The organism is Anderseniella sp. Alg231-50 (genome assembly GCF_900149695.1).
Taxonomy (GTDB): domain Bacteria; phylum Pseudomonadota; class Alphaproteobacteria; order Rhizobiales; family Aestuariivirgaceae; genus Anderseniella.
On record NZ_LT703007.1, the window covers coordinates 167,773 to 185,494 of the forward strand.

Annotated in this window: 11 protein-coding genes; 5 read left to right on the forward strand and 6 right to left on the reverse strand. The window is 57.0% G+C overall.

The window, feature by feature from the left end; genetic code table 11:
• Nucleotides 1–15 precede the first annotated feature (15 nt).
• Entirely contained in the window at nt 16–3,477 is a 3,462-nt protein-coding gene (locus DHN55_RS20800; RefSeq protein WP_443111147.1) for a hypothetical protein, read from the reverse strand.
• 307 nt (nt 3,478–3,784) lie between these two features.
• On the opposite strand from DHN55_RS20800, the gene DHN55_RS20805 reads away from it, so the two are divergent.
• The 3 genes from DHN55_RS20805 (at nt 3,785) to DHN55_RS20815 (ending at nt 6,254) form a co-directional block, all read left to right on the forward strand.
• Nucleotides 3,785–4,258, forward strand: coding sequence for a redoxin domain-containing protein (locus DHN55_RS20805; protein ID WP_108883474.1), 474 nt, complete (start codon nt 3,785–3,787; stop codon nt 4,256–4,258).
• 156 nt (nt 4,259–4,414) lie between these two features.
• Complete coding sequence (locus DHN55_RS20810; RefSeq protein WP_108883475.1) at nt 4,415–5,710, forward strand: peptidoglycan DD-metalloendopeptidase family protein; 1,296 nt, start codon at nt 4,415–4,417, stop codon at nt 5,708–5,710.
• A gap of 64 nt (nt 5,711–5,774) precedes the next feature.
• On the forward strand, nt 5,775–6,254 hold the full coding sequence (locus DHN55_RS20815; RefSeq protein WP_337660624.1) for a bactofilin family protein: 480 nt from the start codon (nt 5,775–5,777) through the stop codon (nt 6,252–6,254).
• A gap of 29 nt (nt 6,255–6,283) precedes the next feature.
• On the opposite strand, the gene prfB is transcribed toward DHN55_RS20815, so the two are convergent.
• From prfB to DHN55_RS20830, 3 genes are all read right to left on the reverse strand, one after another.
• Nucleotides 6,284–7,415 (reverse strand): peptide chain release factor 2 gene (gene prfB, locus DHN55_RS20820; protein WP_108883477.1). Its coding sequence is split into 2 segments (ribosomal slippage): nt 6,284–7,345 and nt 7,347–7,415, totalling 1,131 coding nucleotides; the frame shifts between segments, so codons are not numbered across the junction.
• 42 nt (nt 7,416–7,457) lie between these two features.
• Nucleotides 7,458–9,983, reverse strand: coding sequence for a PBP1A family penicillin-binding protein (locus DHN55_RS20825; protein WP_108883478.1), 2,526 nt, complete (start codon nt 9,981–9,983; stop codon nt 7,458–7,460).
• A gap of 136 nt (nt 9,984–10,119) precedes the next feature.
• Nucleotides 10,120–11,553 carry an N-acetylmuramoyl-L-alanine amidase gene (locus tag DHN55_RS20830; RefSeq protein ID WP_337660625.1) on the reverse strand — a complete coding sequence of 478 codons (1,434 nt, stop codon included), beginning with the start codon at nt 11,551–11,553 and terminating at the stop codon, nt 10,120–10,122.
• Nucleotides 11,554–12,232: 679 nt separating this feature from the next.
• Between DHN55_RS20830 and DHN55_RS20835 the strand changes: the two genes are divergently transcribed.
• On the forward strand, nt 12,233–15,100 hold the full coding sequence (locus DHN55_RS20835; protein ID WP_108883479.1) for an Rne/Rng family ribonuclease: 2,868 nt from the start codon (nt 12,233–12,235) through the stop codon (nt 15,098–15,100).
• A 94-nt stretch (nt 15,101–15,194) separates the two neighbouring features.
• Entirely contained in the window at nt 15,195–15,824 is a 630-nt protein-coding gene (locus tag DHN55_RS20840; protein ID WP_108883480.1) for an ATP-dependent Clp protease proteolytic subunit, read from the forward strand.
• Nucleotides 15,825–15,837: 13 nt separating this feature from the next.
• Here DHN55_RS20840 and DHN55_RS20845 read toward each other — a convergent pair whose 3' ends face one another.
• Nucleotides 15,838–16,446, reverse strand: coding sequence for a LysE/ArgO family amino acid transporter (locus DHN55_RS20845; RefSeq protein ID WP_337660626.1), 609 nt, complete (start codon nt 16,444–16,446; stop codon nt 15,838–15,840).
• A 9-nt stretch (nt 16,447–16,455) separates the two neighbouring features.
• Entirely contained in the window at nt 16,456–17,619 is a 1,164-nt protein-coding gene (locus DHN55_RS20850; RefSeq protein WP_108883482.1) for an aminotransferase class I/II-fold pyridoxal phosphate-dependent enzyme, read from the reverse strand.
• Between the last annotated feature and the right edge of the window lie 103 nt (nt 17,620–17,722).

Here is a 17,722-nt window from a genome sequence, read left to right on the forward strand (position 1 = left end):
ACCTGACAACAACTCTTACTTGGTGGAATCCAGTTGTTGCTGTCGCGCCCTCTGGTTTTGCTGTGGCGTTGTCTGCCGCAGAACAGATCCGCGCTGTTGCCGGGTACCGCGGGCAGTACCATCGGAATTGGTCTGGCCACCGCCAATATTGAACAAGTTACGGAAAATGCCCGGCGCAATGGCAGACACCGGGTTGACCAGAAAGCGGGGCCTGTTCATGGAGCCTTTCAGAGCGAAATTCAAACCGAACACCCCCTGCCCCTTGCCACCAGTCAGGACGTCACCCAGCACGGGCACGTTTGAAATTGCCGAGTTCAGGGCGTATGCGGGAATAATTGTACCGCCAATATCCATGGCCAGGTCGTTCTTGCGAATAATGCCCTGTGCCGATGCGCCAATGTCAGGGCCCTGGACCAGAGCATCGCCGATACGGACGAAACTGTTGTCGACCGAAAACGGCACCGACAGCCGTGACAAACGCAGGCCATTTCTCCGGGGGCCCGCGTTCCGCCCGGCGCGGCGCGCCGTATTGTCAATCTGTGACAACGCAACCTCATTCCGAACCGAGAAATTGCGGACTTCCAGCAGGCCACGTTGAATGGCGCCCTGGCCGGGATTTCCAAGAATGGCGCCAAAGTCGATGGTGCCGCCAGAAATCTTTGAATAGAGGTTGGTCGCGCGCAATGACGCGCCCGCATCCCTGCCCGTCACCCGCATCCGCCGCTGCCCGTTATTGTCCCGGGTAATCCGCATGGTGATCGGCGCACCGTTCTGATACTTCCCTCTTATTTCCGCGGACTGGACAGCGCCGCCTGACGTTGCCAGCCGACCCTGCAGGTTGTTGATCACTTCGCCCCGGTGGACATAAATACGACTGATATTCGTATTGATGGACACCGGCGGCTCCTTCAGGCTGCTGCGGCCACCGACCTTGCTGGACATCATGCGGGATATCAGCGGCCGGGCATCCAAACTGGCTCCACCAACGCCCAATTGATACGCGCCAGACGACTTGTCTATTTCCAGTGCCAGCTGATTTGTATTGCTGAGGATGAAACGCGGGAACGAGGCATCCTGGAGACTGTTGGTCTTGCGGTTTATGCGCACTTTGCCAAGTATCTTGAGCTGCCCGCCGGTGACGGAAAGCTTGTCGAGCAGGATGAATTTATTATCGTTCAGGCCGACCGTGAAACTGGCCTTGGTGTTCTTGGTCGGCTTGCGGGACCAACCGATGGCATCAACGGCCATGGTCGCCTTGGACAGGTCTGCATCAACCTTTGCCGACACGATCTGCGAACCACGGCGCACCATGGACACTTTCAACCGCGTAGGCCCGGTCAGAAACGGCTCAAGCTCAATTCCCAGCTTTTGTCTGTCGGCATCAGTCAAGGTGGCCGAAATCGTCATGTCTTCATCGGCATTTGAGCTTTTGCTGAGTGGCCGGCGCCATGTCAACCGGGCGTTCTTTTCTCCCAGTTTCGCCGTGCCCTTGCCAGTGATGATGGTGTCATCCAGAAGCAGGTCAATCTGGGCATTGGTAATATCAATGCCCTCTATCGCATTCTTGATCTGTCCATCAACAAGCTTCGCTGTTGCAGAAACGGCAAAATCCGCTGACGTAATGCCGGGTTTGAGAGGCATCGCCAATCTGAGGTCAACCACACCGCGGCCGCTGACGGAGTCCAGGTCGAAACTCGAGCCGCTGACCAGCGCCAGCGGCGGAAGGTCGGCATACTCGTGAAATCCACCAACATCGCCTTCCAAATTCAGATTCAATGTTGCCGGAGAAATCGGCAATGCGAGTTTGGTGATCTGCATGTTCCCGCCGGTGACGCTGAGGGATTTGCCCGACGGCAAGGGGATTGTGCCTTCCTCGACCGCGATACCAAACACCTGGCCGGTCAGATGGAACCGGCCTTTCGCCCTGGACATCGGCGGCAGGTCGTCGGCGTAGGTGAATTCCACACCTGTTGCGTTGAACTTCAGGTCCACCGCATCGACTGGCAAAGGCTCGCCGTCCAATGCCTTCTTGATCTGGTCTCCTGACAGTTTCACCCGGAACTCGGCATCCTCCACGACACCGTCTCTCAGGTTCTCCCGATACCACTTGCGCGATTGTGCCGCTATAACAGGTGGCCACAACTTGCGGATCAGATCGTGGCGAACCGACCTGCCGCGACCAGCCATGTACACCCCCACTGCATCTCCATCGGCCACAAATTGTCCCCGGACCCGCACCCCGCCATCGCTGGACAGTACAAGCAGGTCATCGACCAGAAAACGGCGCTCGTCGAACAGCGCCTGCCCACTCAGTTTGAACTGGTCGATCACACTGCGGTCTGCGCCTGCATTAGGGGTATCGATATTGAGGTTTTGCGCTTCCAGTTCGATGCGGGCGGCAATCACCTCCTGCTGCTCGTTGCGGACCGGTGCAAACCGGCCGTTAAAACGGGCTTCAGCGCCGCGGATGACAAGAGTCGAGTTGTCTATCGACAGGTGACCGGTCTTCGGTTCGAACTTCAGGCGCAGCAAGCCTTCTTCGATCAGAACCGGGTCGGAGATGTATCCCGGAAACGAGACTTTGCCGGCTTTCACGGATAACACACCGGCTCCTGCCAGCATTTCCCCGGTGTTAGACAGGGAAAACTCCATTTCACCTGACATCGGCAGGTCGATATTGGCAAGCTGGTTGAATGCAAACAATTTGCGGGCAACATCGGCCGGAGTGACGCCGTCGACCTTGGCGACAACCTTGAAAACGCTTGAATCGGTGCGATAGGTTGTCAGCACCTCCGTACGCCATGTCGGGCCGTCCGCGGAAATGTCGGCATCCATGAACAGGGCAAAACCGCCTTCGGCGCGCTTGAAGCGAAGGTTAGCGCGAGGAGACAGCCAAAGCTGATTTTGAATTTCATCCTTGAACGAGATTTGCGCCTCGGTGACCTCAATCGCCTCCAGCGATCTGGTGCCCGGATCATTATTCTTATCCTGCAGCAGCTGGTTGATTGTCTCCACGATTGACTGGGTAGAACCACTGTCCTGGCTGTCAGGCTGCACAATCGGTTGTGTTGACTGCTCGCCAACATCCGACTTGCCGGTTGTCTCGGCGTCCGCGGAAAAACCCATCGCGATATTGCCGTCGGCATCGCGCCGGGCCAGAATGCGGGCACCGATAAGTTCGAGCTTCTTGGGCTTTACGTTTCCAGTCAGTATTTCTCCGATATCAACAGCGATTGCTGCGCGCGGCGCGCGCGCAATCAGATTGCCATTGGTATCGCTCAACCGGACATTGGCCAACCGCAATGTCGGATGCCCGCCATTGCTGCCGCGCTCGATCACGACGCCACCCAATTCGACCTTCAGGCCGGGGATAGAGTCACTGACCCTGTCTTCCACCACATCTGTAAGAAATCCAACGCTCAGCGGCCCGGAAGACAGCGCAATCACGACATACACCACCGCCGCGATAAGCATCACGGCGAGTGCAGCTGTTACCCAGGCTATGCCTTTTAGTGCCCGGCTGGCCAAATTTCCGCTCTTTTCTGTTCCGGTGGCAAAGCCCCGAAACCGCTAGTCCCAGCGATGATCATTATCTCCCATGCGAGCATGGAAGTCATTGGGTCCACCTTACACTCGGTTAAGGCCCAATTGTGACCTAATATCATGCGCTTATACAACCCGGTGTAAAAATCGCCATACCATCTACAAAAAACCCAATTTCGGCGTCAAAGAGTGTAAACGACCAGTCCTTTATCAACTATTTACCAAGAAAGTCTCTTTGGCGATGAACACTCAACTAGAATCAGGCCAGGCGATGCCGGAGTTCAACCTTGACGCTGAAGCATCTTCCAGGATTTCCAGTGACGATCTCAAGGGTCACAAGGCAGTGATCTACTTTTATCCCAAAGATGATACACCGGGCTGCACCAAGGAGGCGATCGCCTTTACTCAACTCAAATCCGCCTTCGAGGCAGCCGATACCAGAGTTGTCGGCATATCTGCCGATCCGGTTCACAAGCATGACAAGTTCATTGCCAAGCATGACCTGGACATCACATTGGGTTCCGACCCTGAACTGGACACGCTGAAAGCCTTCGGCGTGTGGGTTCAAAAGGCGATGTACGGGCGCAAATACTTCGGCATTGAACGCTCGACATTCCTGATTGATGCAGATGGCAAGGTGGCCAAGGTTTGGCGCAAAGTGAGAGTAGCCGGTCATGCCGAGGATGTGTTGAAAGCCGCTGAAGCGCTCGACTGATCATAAGTGCAGGCAGCTCTCCGACTTTTTGTTACCACCAGATGAGTTGAACTTTCTTGTGCGATGTTCATAATCGATCCACAAAGCAGCGACAGTAATTTGGCGCAACGCGGAATGCGACAGTAATTGTGGTTTGGCCCATGGCAGGGAGGGCTCATGCGTAACACACGACGGCATACAGGGGGGCGGTATCCGCGTGGATTGTTTTCCCGTCTGGCATATGCGTTTCGCGAGCGGCAGATTTACCTGCGTTCCGAGGGCGAAGTGCAATTCATCACTCTCAGGCCCTGGGTGCAGGTCGCGGTTATTTTTGCCTTCACAGTAGGGCTCTTTTGGGTCGCTTATGCTACCGTCAACGTGGCATTCAAGGATCAGGTTCTGGCGCTGAAGGAGCGCAATCAATATCGCGCGCGGCTCGAGTATGAAGATCGAATTGGAGAAATGCGCTCCACGATTGACAAACTCAACCGACGGCTGTTGCTGGACCAGAAAACATATCTCGCCAAAGTTGACGAAGTGCGGTTTGAGCATGACCGGCTCGTGGATCGTCATCAGCAATTGTCGGATTTTTTCCGGCAAGGGTGGCTGCCCGGCCCCAATGGCACCACAAAACAACAAAAGGGAAGCCTGACACCGCAAGCCACACCCGGCGTTCGTACAGCAGGCAATACCACATCACCGCGCGCGGTTGACAAATTCACCTCGGATTTCACTTCACCTGAAGAAGCCGTGAAACCGCTAGCCGACTTGCGCGCCTATATGGCTCAGATGGAAACCCGGGAAGCCGCACTGCTGGGTGCTGTCACAGAGTATGTTGCAGGTCAGACAACACGACTTGGCAAAGTGTACCGTTCCCTGGGAGTGAATGCCGACAAGATCGCGAAATCATCAAGATACAAGCCCGAGGCGGTCGGCGGTCCGTTTGTCGCTGCAAGTGCGGGCGATCTGGGATCGAAGGTGCTGGCGCAGAGTGTGTCGGACCTGTCGACACAGCTCGACCGGTGGGAGACCCTGAAATTTCAAACCACCCGCCTGCCGCTCACAAGGCCCATGTCCCCGGAGCACAAGACATCCAGTTCCTTTGGCCTGCGCAAGGACCCGTTCCGCAAAAAGCCCGCCATGCACTCCGGCATTGACTTTCGTGGCCCCACCGGTTCTCCGGTCCATGTCACGGCCCCGGGAAAGGTGATCAAGGCAGGCTGGTCCGGCGGATATGGCAAGATGGTCGAGGTGCGTCACGACGGCGGCGTTACCAGCCGATATGCGCATTTAAGTATAATTTCTGTTCGCACTGGCCAAAAGGTCAAGTCAGGTGATAGAATAGGAAAAGTTGGAAGTACAGGTCGCAGTACTGGCCCGCATCTTCATTACGAAACACGCGTGGGCGGCCGCGCAATAGACCCTGTAAGATTTTGGAAGGCCCGCGATGTTTTTCAAGAAATCACGCGCTAAAGCGCCAAAGAGCGGAGCCAATAGCGGCGGAGGCCGACAACGGCATCGTTCCGGTCCATCGCTTTTGTCTCTGGACCTTGTCATCGACGGTTCGGTGTCAACCGGCGGCGAACTGCAAGTTGACGGCACCATAAACGGTACGGTGCGTGCACGCGCCGTGGTGGTGGATGGCAATGGTGTCGTTTATGGCGACATTACCGCAGAAGAAGTGATCGTTCGTGGTCGGGTGATTGGCCCGATACGCGCGCTCCACATTCATATCTATGCGGGAGCCCATATTGAAGGCGATGTCATCAATCAGACGCTGTCGATTGAAAACGGCGCCCATGTGGATGGCAAGATACGCCGCGTGGAAGACCCCTTGTCGGAACCGATCGATCAGGAACAGGGTTATGCCAGCAGCGGCTGGGGACAGAATTATGCTCCGGTCTATGACCAGCATTACCCGCAGGAGAACGTATATTCCCTGCCAGGCACCGATGACATCGAAGATGACCCGGTCTATCCCGAGCCGCCGGCCCGCAAGCCGAAGGCAGCCGAATAAAATCGCCTGAGATCACACGGCCGTCAGCCTTATTCTATGTCGGACACCTCGTCCGGGCCTCCGCCATGCACTCTTTGAGCCAATGACGCCTCGATGAACTCGTTGAGGTCTCCATCCAGTACTGCGGACGGATTGGTGCTCTCGTGGCCGGTCCGCAAATCCTTCACAAGCTGGTAGGGCTGCAGAACGTAGGACCTGATCTGGTGCCCCCAGCCTATGTCGGTCTTGGTGGCCTCTTCGGCGTTGGCCGCCTCCTCGCGGATCTGCAACTCGCGTTCATACAGTCTGGCCCGCAGCATGTTCCATGCGGTCGCCCGGTTCTTGTGCTGCGATCTCTCGTTCTGGCACTGTACCACAATGTTGGTCGGGATATGAGTGATGCGAACGGCTGAGTCGGTTGTATTCACGTGCTGGCCACCGGCTCCCGATGCCCGATAGGTATCAATCCGGCAGTCGCTTTCATTGACTTCAATTTCAATATTGTCATCGACCTCGGGATACGACCACACCGATGCAAACGAGGTGTGCCGGCGCGCATTGGAATCGTAGGGCGAGATTCGCACCAGCCGGTGTACTCCGCTTTCGGTTTTCAGGCGGCCATAGGCATTGTGACCATTTACCTTGAGGGTGGCCGACTTTATGCCGGCCTCCTCACCGTCATGCATTTCGATCAGTTCGACCTTGAAGCCCTGCTTTTCAGCCCAGCGGGTATACATGCGCGTCAGCATGGAAGCCCAGTCCTGGCTCTCCGTACCGCCGGCGCCTGCATGCACTTCCAGGAAACTGTCATTGCTGTCTGCCTCGCCCGACAACAGCGTCTCTATTTCGAGTTTGGCGATTTCGGGCTGTAGTTCCTGGATCTGGGTTTCAGCCTCGCCAATGACCGACTGATCGTTCTCCATCTCGCCCAGTTCGATCAGTTCGACACTGTCGGAAATGGTTTGTTCCAGCCGCCGAACCGTGCCGATGCGGCTTTCAAGGTCCTGGCGCTTGCGCATGACGCGCTGGGCTTCTTCAGGATCGTTCCACAGGTCCGGATCTTCGGCCTGGGCATTCAGCAGATCGAGATCACGTAGTGCCTGATCCCAGTCAAAGATGCCTCCTCAGCAGCCCAATGGACTGCTTGAATTCGTCGACAAGTGTCTCGATTTCTGCCCGCATGCGAATCTTTCCGTGCCTGATTGGTGAATAATTCCGGCCCGGTCAGTACAGGCCGCCGGTGCCTGTCGTCAACCCGCCTTCGGACACAGCCGCAGACCCCGTGTCGCCACCGTTGATCACGATGCCACCGGCCTCGTTGTAGCCGCCGACATTGAGGCCTGAACTGGCGATAGCATCACCGCCGGTCACCAGCCGCTGGCGCTCCGGAGGTTGTTCGCCCGGCTTGAACGCTTCCAGGATGACATTGGCATTGCCATAGATGCCGCGCTTGCCGCTCTTCGGGTCAATCGGGATCAGCCGAACGCCGGAAGGTACACGAAACGGCGTTGCGGACACGTCTTTCAGCGCAAGCTTCATGAACTTCGATACGATGGGAGCAGCCAGCGAACCACCTGTCTCACCCTTGCCCATCGGCCTGGGCCGGTCGTAGCCGACATATACGCCAACCACAAGATCCGGCGTATATCCAATAAACCAGGCATCGCGCTCATCATTCGTCGTACCGGTCTTGCCGGCAATAGGTTTGCCTATTTCCTGCAATTTCTTGGCTGTCCCCCGCTGAACAACACCTTCCAGCATCGACGTGATCTGATAGGCGGTGTACGGGTTCATCACCTCTTCCCGGTTTTCAATAAATTCCGGCTCTGGCTGGTTCGTCCATTCCGCCGCGTTACACTGGGTACACTCGCGCTTGTCATGGCGCCACACCGTGCGCCCATACCGGTCCTGTATGCGATCCAGCATGGTTGGCTCGATTTTCTTGCCGCCATTGGCCAATACGGAATACGCCGATGTCATTCGCAGCAAAGACGTCTCGCCGGAACCAAGTGATGTTGCGAGCACTGCCGGCATGTTTTTATAAATGCCGAGCTGCTCTGTCAGGCTCTTGAACTTCTTGATGCCCATATCCTGCGCCAGGCGCACCGTCATCACGTTTCGTGAAAACTCGATGCCGCGCCGCAATGTCGACGGCCCATAGAACTTCTTGGTGTAGTTGGACGGTTTCCATGTCTCGCCGCTGCGCAGCTTTATCTCCACCGGCGCATCCAGTACGACCGATGATGGCGTGTAACCATTGTCCAGCGCTGCCGCATACACAAATGGCTTGATCGAGGATCCGGGCTGGCGTCTTGCCTGTGTCACCCGGTCAAACTGACTGCGGCTGTATGAAAACCCGCCGGTCAAAGCGAGCACGCGGCCGGTGTGCGGGTCCATCGCGACCATCCCGCCGTCGATCTCAGGTATCTGGACCAGATGGTAATTGTTGCCGGATCCTGCCGCGGTTGCATAAACCACATCGCCCGGTTTCAAGACGTCAGCCGCAGATTTTATCTTGTCGCCGAGCACCACGCCGTTCTTGTTGATGCCTTTATGCTGCCGTGCCCAATGCATGTGCTGCAACGGGATGACACCTTCTTTTGCGTCCGGCGTCTTGCCCTTGACCACCCGCGACGGCCGCAACCCGATGCGCGCCTGCTCGTCGCTGACTTCCAGCACGACGGCCAGTTGCCATGGATAGACATCGCCCAACGGCTTTTTCTTGGCCAGTGCGGCAGGCCAGTCCGCATTGACCTCTATGCGCGAGACCGGGCCGCGCCAGCCGTGATTGCGATCAAACTGGATCAATCCACCTGCCAGGGCCTGGCGGGCAAATATCTGCAGTTTGGGATCAATGGTCGTGCGGACGGACAAGCCGCCGGTACGCAGGACTTCCTTGCCGTAAATCTTCTCCACGGCCTGCCGCGCTTCTTCGGTAAAGTACTCGGCCGCAAACAGTTTGGCGCCAAACGGGCGAAGTGTCACTTCGATATCCTTGGCCTGCGCTTCCTTCATCTCGGCTTCCGTGATGTAACCGTTGTCATACATCCGTTCCAAAACCCAGTTGCGCCGCCCAATTGCACGTTTGCGATGACGCACGGGATGATAATTCGACGGACCCTTGGGCAGTGCCGCCAGATAAGCGACCTGAGCAAGATCCAGTTCGATCAGCGATTTGCCGAAATAATTCAACGAGGCCGCCGCGACGCCATAAGAGCCCTGCCCCAGGAAAATCTCGTTCAGGTAAAGCTCAAGAATCTGCTCCTTGCTGAACGAACTTTCCATGCGCAGGGCAATCAACGCTTCGCGCAGCTTGCGCGTAATGGTGCGTTCATTGGTCAGCAGAAAGTTCTTCGCGACCTGCTGGGTAATTGTAGAGGCACCGATCAGCCGCCGGTTCGACCCTTGCAGGCGCGCTCTTACGTTCACGATAACGGCTCTGGCAAGCGCTTCGGGATCAACACCGATGTGCCTGTAGAAATTCTTGTCCTCTGCGGAGGTCACGGCCTCCACCAGCCTTTTCGGAACCGCGTCTATAGGCACAAACAGCCGGCGCTCCTTGGCATACTCCGCCAACAGGGATCCGTCGGCGGCGTGAATACGCGTCATTACCGGGGGTTCGTATTTGGCCAGGCTTTCATGAGACGGCAGGGTCTTGGAGGTATCATAAATGATGTAACCCACAGCCAACGCGATGGCAAAACACACCGCCAGCCCAAAACTGAACAGATATTTGATAAATCGAAGCATTCAGATCAGCGTCCCGGGTTTGCAGCGAACCATGCCCGCACCTTTATACTTGGTATGCGCTCACAAAGCCAAATATTGTGGCAATCGGACGGCACTGCAACGGTTTGTATGAAGATTGACCGATGGACGCGGTATTTCATTGTGCCAGTTGCTGCCGGGCCGCCACTTCCGGCGAGAAAAACCCCTCGATTGCCGCGGTAACGGCACCTGCCGCCTTGCGCCGCCACCTTGATGACACCAGGTTTTTCTCGTCATGCCGGTTCGACAGATAGCCCAGTTCCAGCAAAACCGATGGAACGTCCGGTGCACGCAGCACCTTGAACCCGGCTGACCGCACGGGGCGCCTGTTCAACGGGGTAACCGGCTTCAGGTTCTTCACCACCCGGCGGGCGAAGTAGATTGAATGATTCTTGGTCTCCCGCAGGGCCAGATCAAGCAGAATATCAGCGACCTCGCCTGCATCCTCGCCAAGGTCGACACCGCCGATGAAGTCTGCGTTGTTTTCTTTTTCCGCCAGTGCGGCCGCTTCCGCGTCGGATGCCTTTTCGGACAAGGTGTAAACGGTCGCTCCGCGCACGCGGCGCTGCCGCAAGCTGTCCGCATGAACCGCAATAAACAGATCAGCCTTTTTGGCGCGGGCAAATTTGACGCGCTTGCCCAGGGAAATGAACCTGTCATCGTTACGGGTCATGTGAACCTCAAACCGCCCGGTCGCCAGCAGCCGCTTGCGCAATTCACGCGCAAATGCCAGCACAACCTTCTTTTCCGGCGTACCCTTTCTCGACACCGTTCCGCCATCAATCCCGCCATGTCCGGGATCCAGCACGACAACCGGCCTGGCAGGAATGGAGCCGGCCCCGATGCCCTGTTCTGTGGATGCTGCTGCGGACTGGGAAGGTTTTGGACGGGGTTTGGGAATGAGGCGAGCTGTTCTTTCTGTCAGTTCGACCCTTTCAGCCTCTTCATCAATGCGTGCAACTCCTTCGCGTTTCAAGAGTTCCGCCAAGGTGTCGGGAACCTGACGAACCGGTGAAGCCGCAGCGTTGCGGCTCGGCCGTTCGGTTGCCTTGATGCGGGCGAAAGTACGCTGATCGGTTTGAATTATATCGATAATCATACGTGCCGGCTGGCCGTTTTCAGGATTGAGCACGAACGATTTCTCGATCAGGACGGGGCCGGTTGTATCAATAACGATGCGCGATTTTCCGGGTGCAAGTTGGCCAAACCGATACGCCCTGACGAGCCCCCTGCCCACATCTCCGATTTCGGGAGGCATATTGAAGCGCACATCCGGCAGGTCGACCACCACACGATAGGGATTGTCGATCACATAAACCGAATAACTCACCGGCCTGTCGAGATCTGCCACAAACCGGGTCCGGGCATCATCTCCTGCTATGCGCGCTTCGCTCACGCTGGCAATTGGCGGCGTGGCGCTGGCGGAATCCGGGTACACTGCAATGTGAACAGCAATGAAAACGGCGGTTGCAACAGCAACCGCAGCGCACCACCTATACAATGCAGTGATCAGATATATAGCCCGGCGAGCCACGATATTGCGCTTCCCCATCACAAGATTCAGTCGCGCAAATTCTAGCAATAGTGTGGTTAACCATTCGTTTAGAGTCGTCACGCATGACGGGCCTATTCACAAAAATTCGCCCGGTTTGCCGTGAAATTCCGTTCCCGATCAGCGAATCCCGCCACACTGCACCCCAGGTCAGGCAGTCAAAGGCGGCTCTGTCACCGCCACCTGCCCTAGCGGAATACTTAAAACGCACTATTGCGTAACCCCAGAGACGTGATAAAAGCACAGTTGATCCTTAAGCGTGGTTTCACGGTGCAGCGAAGCAGCATCACACGCTGAAAGGACCTGTAATTTCTTAGCGTTCACAAAGTCCGGGCTGGAGAAAGCCACTTTGTTGAACAGCGAGTGTCACCGCACAGGGTGACGGGTTCGATGGGCAACTGCCCAGCGCGTAATCCAACCCCTGAAGCGGTTTAGTGAACCGTTCAGCGCCAGATTAAGGCGCGAACATATGTGGAAAACAAAGAATGAGCGCGGCAAGCAATATGACCAGCCGGTTCCTGCTTTTCAGCAGTGAAGCCTCGGCTGTGTTGTGCCCTGTCGGCACCAGACGCGCCCGTCCTGATTACTACCGTACAACTGCCCGCAATCGTATAGGTGCGCCACCCGGAGCGCCGCCTGTCCGAATCTGTGCCCGTTTGTGCGGCAAGGATTTGCCAATATGGCCAGCAAAATGCTTATCGACTCAGCGCACCCGGAAGAAACCAGGGTTTGCGTTGTCCGCGGCAACCGTATCGAGGAATTCGATTACGAATCCGCATCCCGCCGCCCTTTAAAGGGCAATATTTATCTCGCCAAAGTTACACGGGTTGAACCCTCTCTGCAGGCCGCCTTCGTTGAATACGGCGGCAACCGGCACGGGTTTCTGGCGTTTAGCGAGATTCATCCCGATTACTACCAGATCCCCGTTGCCGACCGGCAGGCACTGCTGGACGCAGACGCCGAAGACGCCCGTCTGGCCCGGGAGGAAGAAGACGCCGAGCCCGAAAAAACCAAACCGCGCCGCCGCCGCTCACGGTCTGCGCGCTCCAAGGACGACAAGGTTGCCAGTGACCCGGTAGTTGATGAAGCAGCAACGGATGACAGCGTCGACGGTGAAACGGCGGACAGTGAAGATGGTCAGGTTGAGGCCGGGACATCTGATACCGACAGTGACGCTGCCGAGGCTAAAGCCAAGGACGCCGACACTGATGCAGAACCAGCAGACGCGGCTGAAGCGAAGGTTTCGGATGCAGACGACGCCGATGAAGAACTCTCTGCTTCACAGCAGGCTTCAGAAACCGCCGAAGATGACAACGGCGAAGGTGACAACGGCGAAGGTGACAGCGAAGACACGGATGAGGATGCGCAGGCTGATGCAGATGACGACAACGAAGTTGCCGCTGCTGAAGACGACGGCGAGTCCGCCGATGACGATTCGGACGAAGCCGCACCAAAACCCCGCAAGCGGGCCCCGCGCAAGAATTACAAGATTCAGGAAGTTATCAAACGCCGTCAGGTCCTGCTGATCCAGGTTGTCAAGGAAGAGCGCGGCAACAAGGGCGCTGCACTGACCACCTACATGTCTCTGGCCGGTCGCTATTGTGTGCTTATGCCGAACACGGCGCGCGGTGGCGGCATCTCGCGCAAAATCACCGATGCTAGCGACCGCCGTCGCCTGAAAGACGTCATTCGTGAAGTCGAAGTGCCCGAAGGCATGGGACTGATCGTGCGCACAGCTGGAGCACAGCGCACCAAAACCGAGATTCGCCGCGACTATGACTATTTGCTGCGCATGTGGGAATCAGTGCGCGAACTGACCTTGAAGTCAGCCGCCCCTACCCTCGTTTACGAAGAAGGCAACCTGATCAAGCGATCCATTCGCGATCTGTATTCAAAAGACATCGACGAGGTTGTCGTGGAAGGCGAAGAAGGCTTCCGCGAGGCCAAGGATTTCATGAAGATGCTCATGCCAAGTCATGCGCGCAATGTGAAACTTTACAAAGATACCCGTCAGTTGTTCACCCGCCATCAGGTTGAGAGCCAGCTTGACGGGCTGTTCACACCAAACGTCACCCTGCCGTCCGGCGGCTATATCGTAATGAACCAGACCGAAGCGCTGGTATCGATTGATATCAACTCCGGCAAGGCAACCCGTGAACACAGCATCGAAGACACGGCGTTAAAAACAAACCTGGAGGCCGCCGTGGAAATTTCCCGGCAGTTGCGCCTTCGCGACCTGGCCGGGCTCATTGTCATCGACTTCATTGATATGGAGGAAAACCGCAACAACCGTGCGGTTGAGCGCAAGCTCAAGGATGCATTGAAGAACGACCGCGCGCGTATACAGGTTGGCCGTATATCGCACTTCGGGCTTTTGGAAATGTCTCGCCAGCGGCTGCGCCAGGGCATGATGGAGAGTTCCACCATGCAGTGTCCTCACTGCGAAGGCACCGGCGTCATTCGCGGCGTTTCAAGTTGCGCCCTTTCTGTATTGCGCGGCATTGAAGAGCATCTACTGTCCCGCAAGCCCGAAAGCCTGGACGTGCGGGTGCACCCGGATGTGGCTTTCTACATCTTCAACGAGAAACGTGACCACCTGCTGTCTCTTGAAGAGAATTACGGAATTTCAATTTATGTCCTGCCGGATTCAGACCGTGCGCTTGCCGACAGCGTCATAGAGCGCAAGCCGGACCGCAAGGGCCCGGCTGCCCGTCCTGTTTCATCGGATACGGCAGTCGCCATGGGCGACGGCATGGAAGCCAATGAAGAACCTGCTGCTGGAGATATTGATAGTGCAGACGGTGACGCGTCTGACAGCAAGCGGAATGATGAAGTGCAACTGGACGAAAACGGCGAGCCGCGCAAGAAGCGCCGCCGCCGCCGGGGACGCCGCGGTGGCCGCAAACAGCGTGAAGAACGCGAAGGCGAAGTAGTTTCCGGTTCCGATGACGCTTCCGCTTCTGCGGAAACCGCTCAGGCCAGCGAAGAAACGCCTGAAGCGAGCGGCGAAACCGAGGCAGCAACCGACACCGTTGCTGATGAAGACAAGCCGAAAAAACGCCGCCGCCGGTCACGTGGCGGGCGCAGCAAGGCAGCTGACGAAGGCACCGAGGCCGAAGAAATTGCGGCAACCGCAGACCCTGAGGTTGAGGAAGCCGTCGCTGTTGAGGCGGACGCTGCTGTGCAAGCAAGTGCCGAAGCAGAAGAGAAACCGAAGGCCAAAAAGCGCAGTCCGCGCAAGGCTGCTAAAAAGGCCAAGGCAGACAGCCCCGAAGCTCCTGCCGAAGAGACGGCTGAAGTTGCTGCAGAAGCCGAAGCCGAACCGGCTGCTGACGAAAAGCCTGCCAAGAAGCCGCGCAAGCGCGCTGCGAAAAAGGCAAAGCCGGCAGAAGCGGAGTCACCTGTTGAAACCGTTGTCGCAAACGGGAGTTCCGCACCAGTTGAGCTGGCGGAAAGTGAACCGGCTGCCTCCAAATGGGCACCTCCCGAGCCAACCGTCGATCCTGCAACAGCTCCGAAAAAAGCCGGCTGGTGGGGCAAGCGCTGACATTTCGGCATTTCGATCCGGATGACTTTTGGCTGATACGGCCAGAAGTCTTCCCGATCTGTTGCAATTACGCCCACAACGAACGGCGGTTCGAATGAGCACGAACCGCCTTGTTCTGTTTGGGCTGGTTGTCGTCGCCGTGCTGATGGGATGGCGGCTATACGAGCAGAAACATGCAGATACCGGGCAGTTGGCCGTACACCAGAGCGGTGATGTGGTTGTTCTCTCGTGGTCCGGTGAGGTTGACCTGCCCATGCATACGCTGCTGATGCGCGCATTCGAAGAACGCCGCACCACGTCAAAGCGCTTCTTGCTGCGTTTGAATTCGCCCGGCGGCTCGGTTCGCGAAGGCGGCGACGTGGTTGAACTGCTGCAACGCATCAAACGCACCCACACGCTCGACACCTATGTGGCGTCCAGAGACATCTGCATGTCCATGTGCGTTCCGATTTTCCTGCAGGGCAGCGGCCGCATCGCGGCAACAGATGCACGCTTCATGTTCCATGAGCCCAAGCGTTTCTACGATGACGGCAGCGAGGCCAAAGGCTTTTCATTCGAGCGCCAGGCTCTCACACGGCGGTTTTTTACCAGGTATTTCGTCAATTCTCCCATGAACGCCAATTGGAGAATCCAGCTCGAGAAAGACTGGGTCGGCAAGGATATATACAAGTCGGGCAAACAGCTGGTTGAGGAAAACTCCGGGATCGTCACCAATCTCCGCTAGGGAATTGGCCCTGCTACAGCAAGTCCCACAACAGCCGCCCTGCCAATGCCCACATGATGACGCCGATGATGGTGTCGAGCGCCTGCCAGCTGGTAGGCCGTGCAAACCATGGCGATAACAAACGAGCGCCATAGCCGAGCGAGAAAAACCAGGTAAACGACGCGATGCATGCACCGGCCCCGTAGGCAACTCTGTCCACACCATCGTAACGCGCCGACAAGCTGCCCAGCAGCACAACTGTATCCAGATAAACGTGCGGATTGAGAAATGTGAAGGCGAGCACGGTGGTAATCGCCGTTCGCAGGCTCAGCGGTCCACCGTCGCCTGCCCGTAACACGCCGGGAAATGCAGCCCGCCTGAAGGCCAGGAGGCCATAGGCAAACAGAAATGCAGCGCCACCGGCAGTTATGAATTTCAAGAGGAACGGCGCCTGTTTGACGAGCGTTCCCAAACCCGCGACACCTGCCGCGATCAGCATTGCGTCCGCCAGCGCGCAGATGAAGCACAACACAAACACATGTTCGCGCTTGAGGCCCTGACGCAGAACGAAAGCGTTCTGTGCGCCAATGGCGATAATGAGGGTCCCGCCAAGCAGGAACCCGGCTATGGCGGCAGCCATCACGGAACTGTCCTATCCTGCCTTTGGAAGCCAGCGTGACAGTCGTTCAACGGCCTTTTCCATGTGTTCCATCGAACCGGCAAACGACAGGCGCAAAAACCTGTTGCCGCGTTCTGCATCAAAATCGGCCCCCGGAGACACGGCGACATGAGCTTCCTTGAGCATTGCCTGAGCGAAGGCAAAGCTGTCATTGGTCAGGTTTGCGACGTCGGCATAAAGATAGAAAGCCCCGTCTGCCGGCGACAGATTGCCGAGCCCCAGTCCCGGCAACTCACGTAACAGAAAGTCCCGGTTTTCACGATACTCCGCCTTGCGGTGCTCCAGCTCTTCGGTCGCGTCAAACGCCGCTATGGCCGCGTATTGTGAAATTGTCGGCGGTGAAATGAACAGGCTTTGAGCCAGGCATTCTACAGGACGGACCAGGCTGTCGGGGACGATCATCCAGCCGATACGCCAACCGGTCATGCAGTAATATTTCGAAAACGAGTTAATGATGAGAGCGTCCGGATTGCTGGTCAGTGCGGTCGCCTGCGGCATTTCATAGTTGAGGCCGTGATAGATTTCGTCTGAAATGAACCAGATGTCCCGGTTCGCGCAGGTGCGGGAAACGGCTGCCAGATTTTCCGGTGTGACCATTGTCCCGGTCGGATTGGCAGGGCTTGCCAGCAACAGGCCGGACAATCCGTTTTCACAGGCGGTTGAAATCTGCTCGGGAGTTGGCGCCCAGCGATGGCGCCCGTCCACCTCAATGTCGGCAACCGTGATATCAAGCGCCGTCAGGATGTTGGAATATGCAGGATACCCCGGCACCGTAAGTCCGACCTTGTCGCCCTGGTCGAAACAGGCGAGAAAACTGAGGACGAACGCCCCCGACGAGCCGGTTGTCACCACCACCCTGCCGGGGTCAACTTCCACTCCATAAGCGTCGTGATAATGCTGTGCTATGCGCTCCCGCAGCGCCGGCAGGCCAAGCGAATTCGTGTAGCCCATGTATGCACCGTCCAGAGCCTGCCTGGCTGCCTCAACCACCTTTTGAGGTGGCCCGCCGGCGGGTTGGCCTGCCGACATATGCACTACGTCGTGACCGATAGCCGCTAGCGCATTGGCTTCACGAAACATGTCCATTACGATGAACGGTTGAACAAGAGCAGCTCGTCTGGAAGATGAAGGGGACATTTTACCTGGAATCGATGAATTGGCGTGGGGGGGAACGTTACTGGCCCTACCTATCAGATGCGATGGTTCGTGCAAACCGGCTGAAGACAAACTACATCACGGC